This is a genomic window from Cryobacterium sp. PH31-AA6 (assembly GCF_030063195.1).
Classification (GTDB): Bacteria; Actinomycetota; Actinomycetes; order Actinomycetales; family Microbacteriaceae; genus Cryobacterium.
Genome location: NZ_JASISS010000017.1, coordinates 1 through 19,054 on the forward strand (window position 1 = coordinate 1; position 19,054 = coordinate 19,054).

16 protein-coding genes and 2 tRNA genes are annotated in these 19,054 nt (G+C 67.5%); 8 read left to right on the forward strand and 10 right to left on the reverse strand.

Annotated elements, in window-relative coordinates:
• The first annotated feature begins 220 nt into the window (after nucleotides 1-220).
• The 4 genes from valS (at nucleotide 221) to QMG61_RS11890 (ending at nucleotide 5,051) form a co-directional block, all read left to right on the forward strand.
• A complete protein-coding gene (gene valS, locus QMG61_RS11875) occupies nucleotides 221-2,803 on the forward strand; it encodes a valine--tRNA ligase (RefSeq protein ID WP_283494539.1) in 2,583 nt (860 codons plus the stop codon).
• Nucleotides 2,804-2,812: 9 nt separating this feature from the next.
• Complete coding sequence (locus QMG61_RS11880) at nucleotides 2,813-3,259, forward strand: GNAT family N-acetyltransferase (RefSeq protein ID WP_283494540.1); 447 nt, start codon at nucleotides 2,813-2,815, stop codon at nucleotides 3,257-3,259.
• 7 nt (nucleotides 3,260-3,266) lie between these two features.
• The gene (locus tag QMG61_RS11885; protein WP_283494541.1) at nucleotides 3,267-3,527 is read left to right on the forward strand and encodes a hypothetical protein; all 261 of its coding nucleotides are present in this window, start codon (nucleotides 3,267-3,269) and stop codon (nucleotides 3,525-3,527) included.
• Nucleotides 3,528-3,623: 96 nt separating this feature from the next.
• Entirely contained in the window at nucleotides 3,624-5,051 is a 1,428-nt protein-coding gene (locus tag QMG61_RS11890; protein ID WP_283494542.1) for a protein kinase domain-containing protein, read from the forward strand.
• A 20-nt stretch (nucleotides 5,052-5,071) separates the two neighbouring features.
• On the opposite strand, the gene QMG61_RS11895 is transcribed toward QMG61_RS11890, so the two are convergent.
• Genes QMG61_RS11895 through QMG61_RS11905 form a run of 3 tightly spaced genes read right to left on the reverse strand, consistent with a single transcriptional unit; the run spans nucleotide 5,072 to nucleotide 8,568 of the window.
• The gene (locus tag QMG61_RS11895) at nucleotides 5,072-6,292 is read right to left on the reverse strand and encodes a thiolase family protein (protein WP_283494543.1); all 1,221 of its coding nucleotides are present in this window, start codon (nucleotides 6,290-6,292) and stop codon (nucleotides 5,072-5,074) included.
• The gene (locus QMG61_RS11900) at nucleotides 6,273-7,697 is read right to left on the reverse strand and encodes a class I adenylate-forming enzyme family protein (RefSeq protein WP_283494544.1); all 1,425 of its coding nucleotides are present in this window, start codon (nucleotides 7,695-7,697) and stop codon (nucleotides 6,273-6,275) included. Before QMG61_RS11900 ends, QMG61_RS11895 begins: the two co-directional genes overlap by 20 nt.
• Nucleotides 7,698-7,734: 37 nt before the next feature.
• A complete protein-coding gene (locus QMG61_RS11905) occupies nucleotides 7,735-8,568 on the reverse strand; it encodes a class I SAM-dependent methyltransferase (RefSeq protein ID WP_283494545.1) in 834 nt (277 codons plus the stop codon).
• Between the two features lie 65 nt (nucleotides 8,569-8,633).
• Between QMG61_RS11905 and QMG61_RS11910 the strand changes: the two genes are divergently transcribed.
• Nucleotides 8,634-10,667, forward strand: a complete 2,034-nt coding sequence (locus tag QMG61_RS11910; protein WP_283494546.1) for a M3 family metallopeptidase — start codon at nucleotides 8,634-8,636, stop codon at nucleotides 10,665-10,667.
• Here the strand turns inward: QMG61_RS11910 and QMG61_RS11915 are convergent.
• The 6 genes from QMG61_RS11915 to QMG61_RS11940 all read right to left on the reverse strand — a co-directional run bounded on the left by QMG61_RS11915 (nucleotide 10,664) and on the right by QMG61_RS11940 (nucleotide 16,360).
• Entirely contained in the window at nucleotides 10,664-11,860 is a 1,197-nt protein-coding gene (locus QMG61_RS11915) for a benzoate/H(+) symporter BenE family transporter (RefSeq protein WP_349358411.1), read from the reverse strand. The two genes, QMG61_RS11910 and QMG61_RS11915, sit on opposite strands and share 4 nt — an antisense overlap.
• Nucleotides 11,861-11,886: 26 nt before the next feature.
• A complete protein-coding gene (gene clpX / locus QMG61_RS11920) occupies nucleotides 11,887-13,167 on the reverse strand; it encodes an ATP-dependent Clp protease ATP-binding subunit ClpX (protein ID WP_283494547.1) in 1,281 nt (426 codons plus the stop codon).
• 207 nt (nucleotides 13,168-13,374) lie between these two features.
• A complete protein-coding gene (locus QMG61_RS11925; protein ID WP_283494548.1) occupies nucleotides 13,375-14,046 on the reverse strand; it encodes an ATP-dependent Clp protease proteolytic subunit in 672 nt (223 codons plus the stop codon).
• A 16-nt stretch (nucleotides 14,047-14,062) separates the two neighbouring features.
• On the reverse strand, nucleotides 14,063-14,662 hold the full coding sequence (locus tag QMG61_RS11930; RefSeq protein WP_134507475.1) for an ATP-dependent Clp protease proteolytic subunit: 600 nt from the start codon (nucleotides 14,660-14,662) through the stop codon (nucleotides 14,063-14,065).
• Nucleotides 14,663-14,859: 197 nt separating this feature from the next.
• Nucleotides 14,860-16,242: a trigger factor gene (gene tig, locus QMG61_RS11935; RefSeq protein WP_283494549.1), complete on the reverse strand. Its 1,383-nt coding sequence runs from the start codon at nucleotides 16,240-16,242 to the stop codon at nucleotides 14,860-14,862.
• Nucleotides 16,243-16,286: 44 nt separating this feature from the next.
• Nucleotides 16,287-16,360: transfer RNA gene (locus QMG61_RS11940), tRNA-Pro, on the reverse strand.
• A gap of 167 nt (nucleotides 16,361-16,527) precedes the next feature.
• Here QMG61_RS11940 and QMG61_RS11945 point away from each other — a divergent pair.
• The 3 genes from QMG61_RS11945 to QMG61_RS11955 all read left to right on the forward strand — a co-directional run bounded on the left by QMG61_RS11945 (nucleotide 16,528) and on the right by QMG61_RS11955 (nucleotide 18,045).
• Nucleotides 16,528-16,598: transfer RNA gene (locus tag QMG61_RS11945), tRNA-Gly, on the forward strand.
• Between the two features lie 124 nt (nucleotides 16,599-16,722).
• Nucleotides 16,723-17,022, forward strand: coding sequence for a helix-turn-helix domain-containing protein (locus QMG61_RS11950; RefSeq protein WP_283494550.1), 300 nt, complete (start codon nucleotides 16,723-16,725; stop codon nucleotides 17,020-17,022).
• A 51-nt stretch (nucleotides 17,023-17,073) separates the two neighbouring features.
• Nucleotides 17,074-18,045 (forward strand): calcium/sodium antiporter, encoded by a 972-nt coding sequence (locus tag QMG61_RS11955; protein WP_283494551.1) that lies wholly within the window; start codon nucleotides 17,074-17,076, stop codon nucleotides 18,043-18,045.
• 21 nt (nucleotides 18,046-18,066) lie between these two features.
• On the opposite strand, the gene QMG61_RS11960 is transcribed toward QMG61_RS11955, so the two are convergent.
• Nucleotides 18,067-19,044, reverse strand: a complete 978-nt coding sequence (locus QMG61_RS11960) for an L-lactate dehydrogenase (RefSeq protein WP_283494552.1) — start codon at nucleotides 19,042-19,044, stop codon at nucleotides 18,067-18,069.
• Nucleotides 19,045-19,054 lie beyond the last annotated feature (10 nt).

Below are 19,054 nucleotides of genomic sequence, written 5' to 3' on the forward strand. Positions count from 1 at the left end.
GGATATCGTTGCTGTGTTCGAGGTCGTGTCGCGGGGTCTCGACGGGCTCGACCACCGGAGGCGGGGTCTCGACGGGCTCGACCACCGGTGGCGGGGTCTCGACGGGCTCGACCACCGGCGCGGAATCGGCGCGGAACAGGGCATCCGGTAGATTGGGTCAGTCCCAAATATTCAGGCACCTCACCAAAGACACGGTGCCGCACATAACAAACGGAGAAACATGACCGCCGCCAGCGTTCCGGACAAACCGGCCCTTGAGGGTCTCGAAGCCAAGTGGGGCGGCAGCTGGGAAGACTCCGGCACGTACCGCTTCGACCGGGGCTCCGCCACCCGCGCGAACATCTTCTCCATTGACACCCCGCCGCCGACCGCATCCGGTTCTCTGCACATCGGGCATGTGTTCTCGTACACCCACACTGACGTGATCGCCCGGTTCCAGCGCATGCGCGGCAAGGACGTCTTCTACCCGATGGGCTGGGACGACAACGGCCTGCCCACCGAGCGCAGGGTGCAGAACTACTACGGCGTGCGCTGCGATCCGTCGCTGCCCTACACCGACGACTTCACCGCGCCCTTCGAGGGCGGCGACGGCAAGAGCAGCAAGGCAGCCGACCAGCTTCCGATCAGCCGCCGCAACTTCATCGAACTGTGCGAACGTCTGACCATCGAGGATGAGAAGCAGTTCGAGGCCCTCTGGCGCAGCCTCGGCCTCAGCGTCGACTGGACCCAGACCTACCGCACGATCGGGCACGACTCGCTGGTCACCTCGCAGCTCGCGTTTCTCGGCAACGTCGAGCGCGGCGAGGCCTACCAGGCCATGGCACCCACCCTGTGGGACGTCACCTTCCGCACCGCGGTCGCCCAGGCCGAGCTTGAGGACAAGGAGATGCCCGCCGCGTACCACCGGGTATCGTTCCGCAAGCCCGACGACAGCACGATCGAGATCGAGACCACCCGCCCCGAACTGCTCCCCGCCTGCGTGGCCCTCGTCGCGCACCCCGACGACGAACGCTACAAGGCGCTCTTCGGCACCACCGTGCGCACTCCCCTGTTCGACGTGGAAGTGCCGATCCTCGCGCACCACCTCGCCCAGAAGGACAAGGGCAGTGGAATCGCGATGATCTGCACGTTCGGCGACGTGACCGACGTGGTCTGGTGGCGCGAACTCGACCTGCCCAACCGCGCGATCATGGGCTTCGACGGCCGGATCATCGCCGAGGCACCCGAGGTCATCGAGAGCGAGGCCGGCCTCGCCGCCTACGCCCAGCTGGCCGGAAAGACCGTCTTCTCCGCCAAGCAGGCCGTCGTGGAGCTGCTCCGCGCGAGCGGCGACATGATCGGCGAGCCCAAGCCGATCGTGCACCCGGTCAAGTTCTTCGAAAAGGGCGACAAGCCGCTCGAGATCGTGTCGACCCGGCAGTGGTACATCCGCAACGGCGCTCGCGACGAGGCCCTGCGCGCGCGACTGATTTCGCACGGCACCGATCTGCAGTGGCACCCGGAGTTCATGCGGGTGCGCTATGAGAACTGGGTGAACGGCCTCACCGGTGACTGGCTCGTCTCGCGCCAGCGCTTCTTCGGTGTGCCGCTGCCCGTCTGGTACCCGCTGGATGCCGACGCCAACCCGGTCTTCGACCAGCCCATCGTGGCCACCCGCGACCTGCTCCCGGTCGACCCCTCCTCCGACACCGCCCCCGGCTACAGCGCCGACCAGCGCGGAACGGCGAACGGTTTCGTCGGCGAGGTCGACGTGATGGACACCTGGGCGACCTCCTCGCTCACCCCGCAGCTCGCCGGAGGCTGGGAGCGCGACCCCGAACTCTTCGACCTCGTCTACCCGTACTCGCTCCGCCCGCAGGGGCAGGACATCATCCGCACCTGGCTGTTCTCCACCCTGCTCCGCGCCGAACTCGAACACGGCGTCTCGCCGTGGCAGCACGCGGCCCTGTCGGGCTTCATCGTCGACCCGGACCGCAAGAAGATGTCCAAGTCCAAGGGCAACGTCGTCACCCCGGCCGACATGCTGGAGCTGCACGGTTCCGACGCGGTGCGCTACTGGGCAGCGTCGTCCCGGCTCGGCACGGACGCCGCGTTCGACCCGAAGAACCCGACCCAGATCAAGATCGGTCGTCGCCTCGCGATCAAGATCCTGAACGCGTCCAAGTTCATCCTCAGCTTCGACGGGGCCGCGGACGCTCCGGTCAGCGAACCGATCGACCAGAGTATGCTCGCCCGCCTCACCGTCGTCGTCGGTCAGGCCACGTCCGCATTCGAGAGCTACGACCACGCCAGGGCACTCGAACTCACCGAGAGCTTCTTCTGGACCTTCTGTGACGACTACCTCGAGCTGGTCAAGGAACGCGCATACGGAGTGAGCGGCGGCGGCCAGGCCTCGGCCGTTGCCGCGCTCCGCACCGCGCTTTCCACCCTGCTGCGCCTGTTCGCTCCGTTCGTACCGTTCGCCACCGAGGAGGCCTGGTCCTGGTCGAACGACGAGTCGGTTCACCTGGCGCCGTGGCCCGGCCAGCCGGAGCTCGCGGCCGGCTCCGCCGGCAACGTCGCACTGCTCGATCTGGCCAGCCGCGCGCTCACCGGCATCCGCCGCGCCAAGACCGATGCGAAGGCTTCCCAGAAATCTGCCGTCGCATCTGCTGTAATTAGCGGAACGGCCGCTGAGGTTGCCCTGCTCGCGCAGGCATCCGCGGATCTGCGGGCCGTCGGTCGAATCTCGGAATTGGTTTTCGTTGAGGGTAGCGAATTGACTGTGACTGACATCGTGCTCGAAGCAGTACCAGAAGGTTAGGAGAACCGGATGACTACACAGGTACGAACACTGGGCGACAAGGACTTCTTCTCGTGGTTGGGCCTCTTCGAGGGCTACAGCGAGTTTTACAAGAGCGAGCTCACCGACGAGAAGGCGTTGCAGGTCTGGAGCTGGATCATCGACCGGAACCACGTGCTGACCGGAGCCGTCGCCGTCAACGACGAGGGTGACTTCATCGGCTTCGCGCACTACCGCGAGGTGCCCAACACGCTCGGCGCCAGTCGAGGTCTCTACCTCGACGACCTGTTCGTGGTTCCCGACTCCCGGCGGAGCGGGGTGGGACGCGCCCTGATCGAGTTCGCCAAGGACTACGCCAAGGAGAATCGACTCAGCACGATGGCGTGGATCACGGCCTCCGACAACGAGGAAGCCCAGCACCTCTACGACGACGTCGCCACCCGCACTGACTGGGTGACTTACGAGATCGAGCTCTAGAATGCAGATGGGAAGCCGATTCGCGCTCGGAGCCCCGGTTCCCGCCGGACTGCCGCATGTGGTCGAAATCGCGATCCAGGCGGTCGAGGAGGAACTCACGGCGCTCGGTGAGGACAACAGCGGTTGGCGCTGGACGCTGACCTGGCTCGAGGGACGGCCGGTGCTCGAACTCGACGACGGCACCATCATCCGTTACAACCCGGGCGAAGACAGCGCCACCATCACCCAGCCCGCCGTGGCGGTCGAGGACGACGAGGACTGGATCTAAGAATCACCGGCGTGACATATCGACATCGAGCTGCGTCTAATAAGTGGACTCGCCGGACCGCCTGTGGTGGCGGCGGCACGACACGAAGGCTCTCTTATGGATGTCATCACCACGGCCGGGCGCTCGCCTGAGGTCGCCGAGGCGGGAGCACCGCGCCTGCGCGGACGATACCGGTTGCAGGAACTGATCGGCCGGGGCGGCAAAGGCTCGGTCTTTCGCGCCACGGACGAATCGCTGGGTCGCGACGTCGCTGTCAAGGTCTTCGACGCGTCGGCAACGAGCGAGAAGGACATCCGTGTGCAGGAAGACGAGGTGAACCTCCTCGCGAGCCTCAATCACCACAGCCTCGTCACCCTGCTCGACGCGGGTGTCGACCGCACGGATGCTGCCCGGCCACGCGTCTACTTCGTCATGGAGCTCGTAGCGGGCGCCGATCTCAAGGTCAAGCTCGAGCGCGGTCCGCTCACTCCTCGCCAGATAGCGCACATCGGCTTCGACCTTGCCGAGGGCCTGCAGTACATTCATCATCGGGGCGTCGTGCATCGAGACGTGAAGCCGGCGAATATCCTGCTGGTGGACTACAACCAGGGCAGCGCACGGTACCGTGCGAAGCTGACCGACTTCGGCATCGCCCTGGTCGGCGCCCCGGGCGGTGACACGGACACCGTCACGACGGGCACGGCCGCCTACCTCAGCCCCGAACAGGCGCGGGGTCAGAACCTGGGGTCTGCCAGCGACATCTACTCGCTGGGTCTCGTGCTCCTCGAGTGCTTCACCAGCACCGTCGCCTTTCCCGGCGACCCGATCCAGTCAGCGCTGGCCCGGCTGCGAAACGATCCGCCCATTCCGCACGGCCTCGCCCCGGAATGGCGGGCCCTCCTGGCGGCCATGACCGCCTGCAACCCGAAAGACCGCCCGTCCATTCACGATCTGGTCCCGGCGTTGCGCCAGCTGGTGGCGTCCGAGACCGGCCGGCACAGGGGCGTCGGCACCGCTCCCGAGCCGTCGACCGAGGAGGCCCGGATGCTCGCGGTAGCGCGCTACCGGCTGCCTGAGGCACCGGCCGACGGGGCCTTCGACCGGATCACGGCGATTGCCGCCCGGGTATTCTCGGTTCCAGTCGCTCTCGTCACCATCGTCGATCACGATCGGATCTGGTTCACGTCCCACCACGGACTCGAGATAGACAATATCGACAGGCACCCCGGGCTCTGTGCCTCGGCCATCATGCATGACCTGCCCTGGGTCGTGGAAGATGCCCGGTTCGACCCACGGACACTCGCGAACCCCCTTGTTGCCGACGATTTCGGCCTGCAGTTCTACGCCGGAGTGCCCCTGCGCACTCGCGATGGACATAGCCTCGGCACGCTGTGCGTGCTCGACTTCGAACCGCGGGTGGCCACGGAACTAGAGCTCGCCACCCTCGGGGACCTCGCGGCCATCGTCATGAGCGAGATGGAACTGCGCTTGGAGACCCGACGATCGATGAAGGCCGGAGCGACCGCAATTCCGACCCCAGGCTGAACCGCGGCTCGTCTCGCCGGCTACCGGTCTCGCCGCGCGGCGCCACCCGTGCCGTCCCAGCGCCAGAGCGCGGCGGCGCCGAGTCCCCCGGCGATGCTCACGGCGGTGAGGCCGAGGGCCCCCGGCGCTGCAGCTTCCCGGCACTGTTGCAACAGACTGAGCACCAGCAGCGCCCCGCTCGCACCGAACGGATGGCCGACCGCCAGCGCCCCGCCCTGCAGATTGGCGCGTTCCTCGGCGATGCCGAGGAGGTCGAGCGACGCGAGCACCTGGGCAGCGAAGGCCTCGTTGTACTCGATCAGGGACAGGTCGGCGCCGGCCAGCCCGTGCCGCTCAAGCAGGAGGCTCGCCGCTTCGCCGCCGGCGACGCCGAGAAGGTTCGGGTTTGTGCCGGTCACCGCGGCATCCACGAACGCCAGACCACGAAGCCCGAGCGCGTCCGCGGTCCGGCGGCTCGTCACCAGCACGACCACGGCCCCGTCCGCGTCCGCGCAGGAGTTGCCGGCGGTGACGGTGCCGCCGTCCCGGAACGCCCCGGTGAACCGGCCGAGCAGGCCGGCCGTGAGGCTCCTGCGGGGCCCCTCGTCGGCGACGACCGGGCCGGCCCCCATGTCTAACGGAACGATATCCGCGGCCAGCCGGCCGGACTCGATGGCGTGGATGGCCAACCGGTGGCTCCGGAGCGCGAACGCGTCCTGCCGTTCCCGATTGATGCCGAACCGGTCGGCGACGTTCTCTGCGGCCTCGCCCATCTCCGGGTCGCCCACCTCGTCTGGGGAGAACCGCACCCGATCGTAGAAGTCCGGGTGCCCCGGCGTCGACGACAGCCGGTGGGCCCGCAACGGCGCGGTGCTGCAGCTCTCCACGCCCCCGGCGAGGTAGAGATCGCCTGCACCGGCGGCGACGAGCCGGCAGGCCAGGACGATGGCCTCAAGCCCGGAACCGCACTGGCGGTCGACGGTCAGGCCGGGCACCGAGACGGGCAGTCCGGCGCGGAGCAGGGCCAGGCGGGCAACATTGCCGCCGCCGCCGACTGCGTTGCCGATGATCACGTCGTCAACCGCCGACGGGTCGACGCCGGCATCGGTCAGGGCGGCGGCCAGCACGGGCGCCAGCAACCGGTCCGCGGTCAGCTGCGCGAGTCCCCCGTTCAGGCGCCCGAAGGCGGTGCGGCGGCCGAGGACGATCACGGGCTCCCGGTCGGCGGCAGCCGGGCCGGCGCTAGTCGAGTGCGGTGACACGGGCGTCTCCCTCTGTGATCCAGGCGGCCAGCAGGCGCCGACTGATTTTACCCGTCGGGGCGAGCGGCAGCGCGGTCAGCCGGTAGTAGGCCCGCGGTCGCTTCGCCTCGCTGAGCGCCGCGGCAGCGGCGCGGCGGAACAGGCCGGCGTCCGCGCCGGACGAAGCCGGGTCGCCGAGGACCGCGACCACCACTCGGCTGCCACGCCTGGCATCCGGCACTCCGACGGCGATCACGGATGCGACGCCCGGCAGGGACCGCAGGGCCGCCTCCACCTCCTGCGGGTAGACGTTCTGCCCTGCCGTGACGATCATGTCCGCCCGCCGGTTGAGGAAGTGCAGCACGTCGTCCCCATCGAGGAAGCCGACGTCGCCGACGGTGCACCAGTCGCCGTCCCGGCGGAACGCCTCCCCGTCGTCGCCCCAGGCGTAGCCGTTGCTGACCAGGCGGCTGCGCACGAAGATGAGGCCGGGCTCGCCGGCGGGCAGGTCATGCCCTGCCTCGTCGCGGATGGCCAGGGAGACACCGGGGAATGCGCGGCCGACGGCCGTCGGGTCAGCGCTGGTCGGGTCAGCGCTCGTCACCTCCCCCGGGCGCAGCGAAGACGCGGCGACGAAACTCAGCTCGGCCGCCCCGTAGTATTCGTGGATCGTTGCGTTGGGCGCGAACCGGCGCGCGGCTGAGCGCGTCTCCGGGTCGAGCCGTGCCCCCGCGGTGACGATTCTCGTGAGCGAGAGCCCGTTCACCCCGCCGGCCAGGCCACGTTCGGAGAGCATCCGGAGCACCGTCGGCACGACGACGAGTCGGGTGATCCCCCGGTCGGCCACGCAGGCGAGCGCGGCGGCCAGGTCGAACTCGGGCAGGGTGACGAAGGCCGCCCCGGTGTGCAGGGATTCGGCGAGGGCGTAGAGGGTGAGGCTGGACGACAACGGGCCCGGCGCGAGCGTGCGGTCGTGGCGGTCGAGCCCGAAGTAGTCCACGCCGACCTCGAAGGAGCGTTGCCACGATCGCCGGGTGCGGGTGAAAGCCTTGGGCAGGGCGGTGGTCCCGGAGGTGAAGCCGTAGAGGAAGACCGAGTCGGGGTCTCCGTCGACAAGAGCCGCGACGCCCGGCCGCCCTGCAGGGCCCGCGGCGGCCAGCCGTTCCCTGACCAGGTCCTGCTTGGCCGCCGGCCAGCCCGGATCGAGCACGGCGACGGCGCGATCCCCGGCGATACCGGCGGCGAAAGCGACCACGAACTCGATGCTGTTGGGGAGGCTGAGGATGCCGATACCGTCTCCGTCGGACAGCGCGTCGCCCGCCCGGGCCGCGAGCCCGGCGTAGCTGAGCCGCTCCGCGCCGACCTCGATGGCCGGGGCGCCCGGCTGCTGCCGAGCCCAGTGATTCAGCTGATCCAGGAAGGGCATCCTTGATGTTACGCCGGTGCTGCGACTTCGGACGTCGTCACTTGCGAGCGATGATCTCGCCGTGCGGCATTCCGAACCAGCCGTCCGGGTCGGCCACCCACTGCCGCCAGGCGGCCGCGATCTGCTGCAGATCAGCAAGGTCGGCCGCACCCACCTCGATCGCGTGCGCCGCGAAGGCCGACTCGGTGGCGCGCACGGCCCACGATTCTCCCCACCACTCCCTTTCGGCATCCGAGGCGAAGCACCAGATCGACGCGCTGCCGGCGACGTCTCCGAACCCTGCCTGCCGCGCCCAGGCCTTCAACGCCCGCCCGGCGTCAGGGTCGCCGCCGTTCCAGTAGTGCACGTCGCGGTAGGCGGTCATCCAGAGCAGAAGACCGGGCAGCTTGGGATGCACCATCACCCCGCCGTAGTCGACGTCCCTCGCTGCGAAAACACCGCCGGGTTTGAGCACCCGCCGGATCTCCTTCATCGCCGCCACCGGGTTGGCGACGTGCTGCAGCACCTGGTGGGCGTGCACGATGTCGAAGCTCTCGTCGGGGAAATCGAGGGCGTAGACGTCGCCGACCTGAAAGGCCACATTGCGCACCCCCTCGTCGAAGGCCAGCCCGGCCGCGCGCTCGATGATCTCCGCCGCGGCATCGATCCCGGTGACCCGGCCCGGCGCCAGCCGTCTCGCCAGGTCGACCGTGATGGTGCCCGGCCCGCAACCCACGTCGAGCAGGTTCAGTCCGGGGGCGAGGTGCGGCAGGAGGTAGGCCGCGGAGTTCGCCACGGTACGCCAGGTGTGCGAACGCAGCACGCTCTCATGATGACCGTGCGTGTACCGGTCGCGGGGCGCGGTCTCTGGTCGTTCCGGCTGGTCCGTCATGCCTCGAGCCTAAGCCGGAAGCCCGATCGGTGGCGGGAGAACTAGGTTGGTTTCATGGTGAATCGATGAATCCCTTCGCGCGTCAGAGCACGCTGCCGTTTCAGCTTCCCCCGTTTGCGGAGATCACCGAGGAACACTTCCGTCCGGCATTCGTCGCCGGAATGACGGAGCAGCTCGCCGAGGTGGCCGCGATCGGGTCCGATCCGGAGGCGCCTTCCGTCGAGAACACCCTCCTGCCGCTCGAACGCAGCGGGCAGGCCTTCGACCGGGTGGCCGCGGTGTTCTTCACCCTGAGTTCGTCCGATTCGAGTGGGTTCACGAACGCGCTCGAGGAAGAGCTTGCGCCCCTGCTCGCCGCGCACGCGGACGCAATCCGCCTCGACCCGACCCTGTTCACCCGGATCGCGGCCGTGCACGATCAGCGGGATGCCCTGGGCCTCGACCCGGAGTCTCGGTACCTGGTCGAACGGTATTTCACTGAGTTCAGCCTGGCCGGGGCCGGGCTCTCCGACGCGGACAAGACCGTCCTGCGCGAGTTGAACGCGCGTCTCGGAGTCGCCACCACCCGGTTCGAGAAGAACCTGCTCGCCGACACCAACGACCTCGCCCTCGTGCTCGACGACGTCGCCGAGCTCGACGGTCTCACGGACGGGCAGATCTCGGCCGCGGCCGAGGCCGCCGCATCCCGAGGCCTGCCCGGGCAATATGTGATCACGCTCGTGCTCCCCACCAGTCACCCGTACCTGGCGCAGCTCACCGACCGGGGCGTGCGGGAGCGGCTGCTGGCCGCCTCACGCGCGCGCGGCATCCGCGGCGGGGCACACGACAACCGCGCCCTGGTGATCGAGATCACCGCCCTCCAGGCCGCCAGGGCCCGGCTCCTCGGCTTCGACAACCACGCGGCGGCGGTCACCGCCGACCAGACTGCGAAAACGCCGGGCGCGGTCGCCGACCTGCTCGGCCGGCTCGCGCCGGCGGCGGCCCGCAACGCACTCGCCGAGCAGGCCGAACTGCAACGGGTCATCGACGCCGAGAGCGGCGGGTTCGCCCTCGCCGCGTGGGACTGGGCTTTTTACACCGAGAAGGTGCGCCGGGCCAGGTACAACGTGGACAGTCAGGCCATGCGGCCATACTTCGAGCTCGAACGGGTGCTCCACGACGGCGTCTTCTACGCCGCGACGAGGCTCTACGGGGTGACGTTCACCGAACGATCCGACCTGGTCGCCTGGCACCCGGAGGCCCGTATCTTCGAGGTGGCCGAAGCCGACGGCTCCCCCGTCGGCCTGTATATCCTCGACATCTACACCCGCGATTCCAAGCGTGGCGGCGCCTGGATGAATTCCCTGGTCTCCCAGTCCGCACTGTTGGGCACCCCCACGGTGGTCTGCAACAACCTCAACGTGCCCAGGCCGGCAGCCGGTGAGCCCACCCTGCTCAGCTACGACGAGGCCACCACCCTGTTCCACGAGTTCGGGCATGCCCTGCACGGGCTGTTCGCCCGGGTCACCTACCCGAAGTTCGCCGGAACCAACGTGTACCGCGACTTCGTCGAGTTCCCGAGCCAGGTCAACGAGATGTGGTTGCTGTGGCCGGAGGTGCTGGCGAACTTCGCGAAGCACACGGAGACCGGGGCGCTCATGCCCCAGGACCTCGTCGACCGAATCCGGGAATCCTCGGCCTTCAACGAGGGCTTCCTCACCAGCGAGTACCTGGCCGCGGCCCTGCTGGACCAGGCCTGGCACCTGATCGACGCGGACACCGTGGTGACGGATGTGGCGCAGTTCGAGGCAGCCGCCCTTGCCGCGGCCGGACTGTCCAATCCGGTGGTGCCCACCCGCTACGCGAGCACGTATTTCGCGCATGCCTTCGCCGGCGGCTACGACGCGGGCTACTACTCGTACATCTGGAGCGAGGTGCTCGACGCCGACACCGTCGAATGGTTCACCGAGAACGGCGGGCTCAACCGGGAAAACGGCGACCGGTTCCGCCGGCTCCTGCTCGGAGTCGGCGGCAGCACCGACCAGCTCGCAGCCTACCGGGACTTCCGCGGCCGGGACGCCCGGATCCAGCCGCTGCTCGATCGGCGCGGATTGAACTAGACCCGGCCCGCACCCGTGCTCGCCCGGCCGAGCCAAAGCATGACCGCGCCACCGACCAGCAGCCCCCAGAATGCCGAACCGATCCCGAGCACCGAGATACCGGAGGCAGTCACGAGGAAGGTCGCGACGGCGGTGATGCGGTGCCGCGCGTCGTCCAGGGCCGTCGTGAGGCTCGTCACGAGCGCGCCAAGGAGGGCGAGGCCGGCCACCACGGTGATCAGGATCGGCGGGGAGGCCGAGACCAGGGCCGCCGCGTATCCGGCGCCGAGCCCGAGCACCAGGTAGGCGGCGCCCGACGTGGCCGTGGCGACCCAGCGCTTGGACCGGTCCGGGTGGGCGTCGGGCCCGGCCATCAGCGCGGCCGTGATGGCGGCCAGGTTGATCCCATGCCCGCCGAACAGGGAAGCCGCCAGGCTTGCCAGCCCGGAGCCCGCGAGGATGGCGCGCGGCGGGGGCCGGTAGCCGAAGGTCGACAGCACGACGAAGCCGGGCACGCTCTGGCCGGCCATGGTCACGATGAACAGGGGAATGCCCAGGCTCACGATCACGACCGGGTCGAGCACCGGCGACACGAAGACGAGGGCGGGCGCGGAGGAGGAGGCGGTCATCCATCCGGTTCCCGCGGTGAGGGCGATGCCGATCGCTGCGACGAGCATGGCCGCCGGCACGGCCAAGGAGCGAGCGAGCCGGTAGAGCACTAGCCAGACCACGACGACGGGAACGAAGAGCAGCGGCTGCTGCACCGACGCGGTCACGGGGGCCAGGCAGATCGGGAAAAGGATCCCGGCGAGCATGGCACCGGCGATCGGTTTTGGAATGCTCGTGATCGTGCGCCCGAGCCACGGCCAGAGTCCACTCAACACGATCAGGATTCCGCAGACAAGGAACGCGCCGATCGCGGCGGCGAAGTCAGTGGTGGTCTGCCCGGCGGCCACGAGTAGGGCTGCCCCCGGCGTGGACCAGGCGAACGAGATCGGCATCCGGAAGTACCAGGGCACGGCGATACAGGTGACGCCGACGGCAAGGCACAACGCGAATAGTCCGGATGCGGCCTGGGCATCGGAAGCACCCACGGCCTGCAGCCCGGCGACCACGAGCACGAAGGAACTGGCGAAGCCAGTGAGCGCCGCCACGATCCCCGCAAAGACCGGCTGGTACAGGAGACGGCTCCTCTGGAGTCGAATGGGCTCAATCGGTCAGGGGCGGATCGCCCCCAGGGTCAGGCGGACTTCTCCACCCGCCGGGCCTTGTGCAGCACGATGGTCGGCTCGGCGTTCTCGAGCACGGCGGCCCGGGTCACGACGACCCTGGCTACCTCGGAACTCGACGGCACCTCGAACATGATCGGTCCGAGCACCTCCTCCATGATGGCGCGGAGGCCTCGAGCACCGGTCTTGCGAAGGACGGCCAGGTCGGCGATGGCCTCGAGCGCCGGCTGCTCGAATTCGAGTTCGACCCCGTCGAGTTCGAACATGCGCTGGTACTGGCGCACGAGGGCATTTCGCGGCACGGTGAGGATCTGCATCAGGGCCACCTGGTCGAGCTGGGTGACCGTGGTCACCACGGGGAGGCGCCCGATGAACTCGGGGATCAACCCGAACTTGTGCAGGTCCTCGGGGAGGACCTCGCTGAACAGGTTGACGTCGTCGCCCTTGCTGTGCAGGGGGGCGCCGAAGCCGATGCCCTTCTTCCCTGCGCGGGTGGAGATGATGTCGTCCAGGCCGGCGAACGCCCCGGCCACGATGAACAGCACGTTCGTCGTGTCGATCTGGATGAATTCCTGGTGCGGATGCTTGCGGCCGCCCTGCGGCGGGACCGACGCGACCGTGCCCTCGAGGATCTTCAGCAGTGCCTGCTGGACACCCTCGCCGGAGACGTCGCGGGTGATCGACGGGTTCTCGGCCTTGCGGGCGATCTTGTCGATCTCGTCGATGTAGATGATGCCGGTCTCGGCGCGTTTGACGTCGTAGTCGGCCGCCTGGATCAGCTTGAGCAGAATGTTCTCGACGTCTTCGCCGACGTAGCCGGCCTCGGTGAGCGCCGTCGCATCCGCCACAGCGAAGGGCACGTTCAGGCGCTTCGCGAGGGTCTGGGCGAGGTAGGTCTTGCCGCAACCGGTCGGGCCGATCAGGAGGATGTTGGACTTGGCGATTTCCACGTCATCGTGGATCGCGTCGGCCGCGGTGAGGGTGGCACGGGCACGCACACGCTTGTAGTGGTTGTAGACGGCAACGGCGAGGGCGCGCTTGGCGGCTTCCTGCCCGATGACGTATTCCTCGAGGAATCCGAAGATCTCCTTGGGCTTGGGCAGATCGAACTCGCCGCTGCCTTCCTCGGCGCCGGCCTCGGCCAGGCGTTCCTCGATGATCTCGTTGCACAGTTCGACGCATTCGTCGCAGATGTACACGCCGGGACCCGCAATGAGCTGTTGGACCTGCTTCTGACTCTTCCCACAGAAGGAACACTTCAGCAGGTCGGCACTCTCGCCTATTCGGGCCATCCGTCAGCCTCCTCCATCGGTATTGCTGGTAACGCTGAACTGAGCCTAGCCTGTGCCTGTGACTGTGGTGTGCAAGCCGTGCGGGCCGGTCGAAATGCGGTAACGGCGTCGACCTGGGAAACCGCTGTTGGCCATGAAAAACGGCGGATGCCCGGCTGCTCTGCAGTCGGGCATCCGCCGTTTTTGTGCTGCGATTGTTGCGAAGCGCTACTTGACGAGCGTGGGCACATTCTTGCGGCTGGTCAGGATCTGATCGATCAGGCCGTATTCGAGGGCCTCGGGGGCGCCGAGGATCTTGTCACGGTCGATGTCCTTGTGAACCTGCTCCGCCGTGCGGTTGGAGTGGTGGGCGATGGTGAATTCCAGCCACTCACGCATCCGTTGGATCTCGGCGGCCTGGATTTCGATGTCGGACGCCTGCCCGCCACCCTGGCCGCCGGCCGACGGCTGGTGGATCAGGATGCGCGCGTTCGGAAGCGCGAGACGCTTTCCGGGCGTTCCACCGGCGAGCAGCACGGCAGCGGCGGAGGCCGCCTGGCCGAGGCAGACCGTCTGAATGTGCGGTCGGATGTACTGCATCGTGTCGTAGATCGCCGTCATCGCGGTGAAGGAACCACCGGGTGAGTTGATGTACATCACGATGTCGCGATCGGGGTCCTGGCTCTCCAGAACGAGGAGCTGCGCCATGACATCGTCTGCCGACGCGTCGTCGACCTGAACGCCGAGGAAGATGATGCGATCCTCGAAGAGCTTCGCGTACGGGTCCTGACGCTTGTACCCGTAGGCGGTGCGTTCTTCAAAGGTGGGGAGGATGTAACGGGCCTCGGGCGACTGCGGGGCGCGGCCCCCGGCCTGGTGACCAAAATTCGTGAATTCCATGTCGTTTCTGCCCGTCCTACTTCTTGTTCACTGAGTCGTCGGTGCCGCCGCCGCCGACCACATCCGACGCGAATTCGCGCAGGTGGTCGACGAAGCCGTATGCCACGGCCTCCTGGGCGGTGAACCAGTTGTCACGGTCGTTGTCGATGAGGACCTGCTCGACCGACTTGCCGGTCTGCTCTGCAGTCAGTTCCGCCATCCGCTTCTTCATGTCCAGGATCACCTTGGCCTGGGTCTGGATGTCGGCGGCTGTGCCGCCGAATCCGCCGGACGGCTGGTGCAGCAGGACGCGTGCGTTCGGGGTGATGTAGCGCTTGCCCTTGGTGCCCGAGGACAGCAGGAACTGGCCCATCGACGCGGCAAGTCCGATACCGACGGTGACGATGTCGTTCGGCACGAACTTCATCGTGTCGTAGATCGCCATGCCGGCCGTGATCGAGCCGCCGGGCGAGTTGATGTACAGGAAGATATCCCGCTCAGAGTCCTCCGCCGCCAGCAGCAGGATCTTGGCACAGATCTCGTTGGCGTTCTCGTCCCGAACCTCTGAACCGAGCCAGATGATGCGGTCTTTGAGCAGTCGGTCAAAAACGCCGGGTGTAGGTGCCATATCGGCCATGTCGCGCTCCGTTTCGCTTGTCGCTTCAGAATGAATCTATAGGGTGAAATGCGCCGGGACGGCCGTGTTCGCCCTCGGCAGATTGCCCACCGCATCGCGCGGCCCTCCCCCGGGGATGCACGCGGGAGACGACCGGGCCGCCGAATGCAAAAACGGGGCCGGATGTCTGTGACATCCGGCCCCGTTCTCGTGGCGTGCTACTTCTTTGCTGCGGCCTTCTTCTTCGGCGCGGCCGGAGCCGCGTCGGCCTCGGGTGCCTCGTCGGCATCCTCGGCTTCGTCGTTCTCGGCGACCTCGTCGCTCGCGGCGACGGCGGCGAACTCGGACAGGTCGACCGGCGCCCCGTTGGAGTCGACGACCTCGGCCTTGCCGAGTGCGATCGCGAGGGCCTTGTTACGGGCAACCTCGGCGACCATCGACGGGATCTGGCCGTTGCCGCTCAGGGCCTGGACGAACTCGCTCGGGTCCATGCCGTACTGGCTGGCGCCCTGGATCAGGTACTGGGTGAGCTCGTCCTGGCTGACCTGGACCTTCTCGATCTCGGCGATGGTGTCCAGCACGATCTGCTGACGGAAGGTCTTCTCGCTGGACTCGGTGACCTCGGCGCGGTGCTCGTCGTCTTCGAGGCGGTTCTCGCCCTCGAGGTGGCGACGAACCTCGTCCTCGATGATCGACGTCGGGATCGGGACCTCGACGGAGGCGAGGAGCTGCTCGATGAGCTTCTCCCTGGCCTGGCTGCCCTGGCCGAAGGCCTTGGAGCGCGTGACCTGCGCCTTGAGGCTTTCGGTGAGTTCGGCCATGGTGTCGAACTCGCTGGCGATCTGCGCGAAGTCGTCGTCGGCGGTCGGGAGTTCGCGCTCCTTGACGGCGATGACCTTGACGATGATCTCGGCGGTCTCACCCTCGTGGTCGCCGCCCATCAGGGCGGAGTTGAAGGTGGTGGTCTCGCCGGCGGTCAGAGAGTCGAGCGCCTCGTCGATGCCGTCGATGAGGTCGCCGGAGCCGACCTCGTAGGAGATTCCGGTCGCGTTGTCGACCTCGACGCCGTTGATGCTGGCAATCAGGTCGATCTGGGCGAAGTCGCCGGTGGTGGCGGGGCGGTCGACCGTGACGAGGGTGCCGAACCGGCTGCGCAGCTGGTCGAGCTCCTCGGCGACGTCCTCATCGGACACCTCGACGGCGTCAACGGTGAGCTTGAGGCCCGCATAGGCGGGAAGGTCGATCTCGGGGCGCACGTCAACCTCGATGGCCAGGAGCAGGTCTCCGGAGAAGTCCTTGTCGCTGGGCCATTCGACGATGTCGGCCTCGGGCCGGCCGAGGGGGCGCAGCTTGTGCTCTTCGACGGCCGAGCGGTAGAAGCCGTCGAGGCTCTCATTGACCGCGTGCTCCAGCACGGCGGACTTGCCGACGCGCTGGTCGATGATGGGCGGCGGAACCTTGCCCTTGCGGAAGCCGGGGATGTTGATGTCCTCGGCAATGTGCCCGTAGGCGTGGGTGATGCTGGGCTTCAGCTCCTCGGGGGTCACCGAAATGGTGACCTTGGCGCGCGTGGGACTCAGCTTTTCGACCGTGGACTTCACGTGGGTATCTCCTGTGTTCGAACGATGTTCTGGGGGGATGATTGTCGGGGCGACAGGATTCGAACCTGCGACCTCTCGGCCCCAAACCGAGCGCTCTACCAAGCTGAGCTACGCCCCGGATATTTTCTCAACCCGTTGGAGTCATCCTCCGGAACGCAAAGCTCACGCGCCAGCGGAATGACCTCGGTAAGTCTACTGCACGGTCAGGACGGGAAAGCGACCCGTCGTGCAACCGACACCCTGGAACGTGTACTAAAGTAATCGAGTGCGTGGGAGACCACGCTTGGGGATGTAGCTCAATGGTAGAGCCTCAGTTTTCCAAACTGATGGCGCGGGTTCGATTCCCGTCATCCCCTCCGAATAGGTCAACGGCACCCGCTGAGGCGCACTGATTGACGTCCAGGCCTCGGCGCCGTCCCGCTGATCGGCCACCTGATCGTGCCCTTGTGCAGGTTGCGCATGCGCACCTACACTCGGCGCATGACCACAACCCGATGGTGGAAATACGTTCTCGTCGTATCCGACGGGGCACCAGGCGCCGAAGTCGCGCGCAGGGCAGAGTTCGACCCGTCGGCAATCAGCAGGTGGAGACGCGGCGATCGACCGGATGTGGCATCCGCCCTCAAATTCGCACGCGCATACGGCCGGAACGTCCTTGAGGCCCTCGTGGAAGCCGAAGTGATCACCGAAACGGAAGCGGCACTTCACGACGTACAAGTGGGGGTCGACGACCTCACCATTATCGAGCTGCTCGAAGCAGCCCTCAACCGGGTGCGTTAGAGCAGAGTCGCCCGCCGAATCGACGCACGCGTTCGTGAGTAGGCTCGGAAGATGGAGTTCGGCGAGTTGCTCATCGGCTTACTCGCCGTGATCGGCGGCGCCGAGCTGGTCGTGCGTGGCGGCAGCCGCGTCGCCGCACGGTTCGGGATCTCTCCGATGGTCATCGGCGTCACGATCGTCGCCATCGGGACGAGCGCGCCGGAACTGGCCATCGGCATCGACGCCGCCGCTCGCGGCAGCGGTTCGCTCGCCATCGGCAACATCGCCGGAACGAACGCACTCAACGTGCTCTTCATCCTCGGGCTTGTCGCGCTCCTGCGTCCGGTTCGGCTGCACTCACAAACGCTGAAGCTCGACCTGCCGGTGATCGTCGTGGCGTCCATCCTGATGCTTCTCCTGACCATGGATGGGACGCTCTCCCGGCCCGACGGGGCAATCCTGCTCAGCCTCGGCGCGGCGTACACCGTGCTCATCGTGCGTGCCGCCCGCCGGGAGGCCGCCGGCGTCCGCCGCGAGTTCGCCCGTGAGTACGGCGCCACGAAACGTGAGGTCGCGTCCACTGCAGACCTGGTGCGCAACGTGGTCTGGCTCGTCGCCGGCCTTGCGGTCATCGTGGTCGGCGCGGACTGGCTCGTGGACGGCGCGGTCAAGATCGCACGTGGCTTCGGGGTCTCCGAGACCGTCATCGGGCTCACCATCGTGGCAATCGGCACCTCGGCCCCGGAGCTCGTCACCGCGATCGTGGCCACGCTCCGCAAGGAGCGCGACATCGCCATTGGAAATCTGCTCGGCAGCACCATCTACAACATCGTGTTCGTCCTCGGCACTACGGCGTTGATTCCCTCGGGCGGCATCCCGGTCGATGCTCCCCTGATCGCGATCGACATCCCGTTCATGGTCGCCGCGTCGATCGCCTGCGTTCCCGTGTTCCTCTCCGGCCACCGCATTCGCCGGCTCGAAGGGGCGGCCTTCGTCACGGCGTATCTGATTTACCTCACCTATCTTCTCGTCGCGCGGACCTGACGGGCCAGGTGTCGGGTCGGCTCAGGCCAGGCCGAGTTTGTTCAGGGTCGCCCGCAGTGTGTCTGCCGAGTGTTCGAACAGGGCCTGCTCTGAGTCGGAGAATGGCACCTCGATCACCCGGGACACGCCATCGGCGTTGACCACGGTCGGCACCGACAGCGCCACGTTGCTCACGCCTCGGTACCCGGTGAGGACCGAACTGACCGGAAGCACGGCACCCTCGTCACGCAGCACGGCCTCCACGATCCGCGCCCCGGACAGCCCGATCGCATAGTTGGTGGCGCCCTTGCCGGCGATGACTCGGTATGCCGCGGTCTTCACATCCTCGGTTATGGCCTCGAATTCGGACTCGGAGAACTTCGCGCGGCCATTGGTGACGGGAGAGATGTCATCCGCGACCCACTGGTCGAGCGAGACCGGGCCGACCCTGGCCTGCGACCAGAGCGGGAACTCGGAGTCGCCGTGCTCTCCGACGATCACGGCGTGTACGTTCGCGATCGCGACGTCGACCCGGTGGGCGAGCAACCAGCGCAAACGGGAGGAGTCGAGCACGGTCCCGGAGCCGAAGACGCGCGCCGACGGGAGCCCGCTGTAGTGCAGGGCCGCGTAGGTGAGGATGTCGCACGGGTTGGTGACGATCATGTAGACGGCGTCGGGGGCGCGCTCGACGAGCTTCGGCATCAGGTCGCGGAGTATTCCCACGTTGACCCCCGCCATGTCGAGGCGAGACTGGCCGGGATGCTGCCGGGCGCCGGCGGTGATCACGACCATGTTCGCTCCGGAGATCAGGTCGAGGTCCGCGCCGCCCGACACACAGGACGCCCCGGTGAACTGGGTGCCGTGCGCAAGGTCGAGCACCTCGGCCTCGACCTTGGGCTCGTTGATGTCGTAGAGCACAACCTCTCGGGCGGACTGGCGAATCAGGGAGGCGTAGGCGAGGGAGGTGCCGACGGCGCCCGCGCCGATGATGGCCAGCTTGGAATTCTCGATTGCGCTCATGATCCCAGTG

Excerpts from the sequence above, each read along its gene's own strand:
- QMG61_RS11930 (WP_134507475.1), bottom strand. The coding sequence starts at position 14,662 with ATGGCCGATATGGCACCTACACCCGGCGTTTTTGACCGACTGCTCAAA.
- clpX (WP_283494547.1), bottom strand. The coding sequence starts at position 13,167 with ATGGCCCGAATAGGCGAGAGTGCCGACCTGCTGAAGTGTTCCTTCTGT.
- valS (WP_283494539.1), top strand. The coding sequence starts at position 221 with ATGACCGCCGCCAGCGTTCCGGACAAACCGGCCCTTGAGGGTCTCGAA.
- QMG61_RS11880 (WP_283494540.1), top strand. The coding sequence starts at position 2,813 with ATGACTACACAGGTACGAACACTGGGCGACAAGGACTTCTTCTCGTGG.
- QMG61_RS11960 (WP_283494552.1), bottom strand. The coding sequence starts at position 19,044 with ATGAGCGCAATCGAGAATTCCAAGCTGGCCATCATCGGCGCGGGCGCC.
- QMG61_RS11905 (WP_283494545.1), bottom strand. The coding sequence starts at position 8,568 with ATGACGGACCAGCCGGAACGACCAGAGACCGCGCCCCGCGACCGGTAC.
- QMG61_RS11910 (WP_283494546.1), top strand. The coding sequence starts at position 8,634 with ATGAATCCCTTCGCGCGTCAGAGCACGCTGCCGTTTCAGCTTCCCCCG.
- QMG61_RS11950 (WP_283494550.1), top strand. The coding sequence starts at position 16,723 with ATGACCACAACCCGATGGTGGAAATACGTTCTCGTCGTATCCGACGGG.
- QMG61_RS11955 (WP_283494551.1), top strand. The coding sequence starts at position 17,074 with ATGGAGTTCGGCGAGTTGCTCATCGGCTTACTCGCCGTGATCGGCGGC.
- QMG61_RS11885 (WP_283494541.1), top strand. The coding sequence starts at position 3,267 with ATGGGAAGCCGATTCGCGCTCGGAGCCCCGGTTCCCGCCGGACTGCCG.
- QMG61_RS11925 (WP_283494548.1), bottom strand. The coding sequence starts at position 14,046 with ATGGAATTCACGAATTTTGGTCACCAGGCCGGGGGCCGCGCCCCGCAG.
- QMG61_RS11900 (WP_283494544.1), bottom strand. The coding sequence starts at position 7,697 with ATGCCCTTCCTGGATCAGCTGAATCACTGGGCTCGGCAGCAGCCGGGC.
- QMG61_RS11890 (WP_283494542.1), top strand. The coding sequence starts at position 3,624 with ATGGATGTCATCACCACGGCCGGGCGCTCGCCTGAGGTCGCCGAGGCG.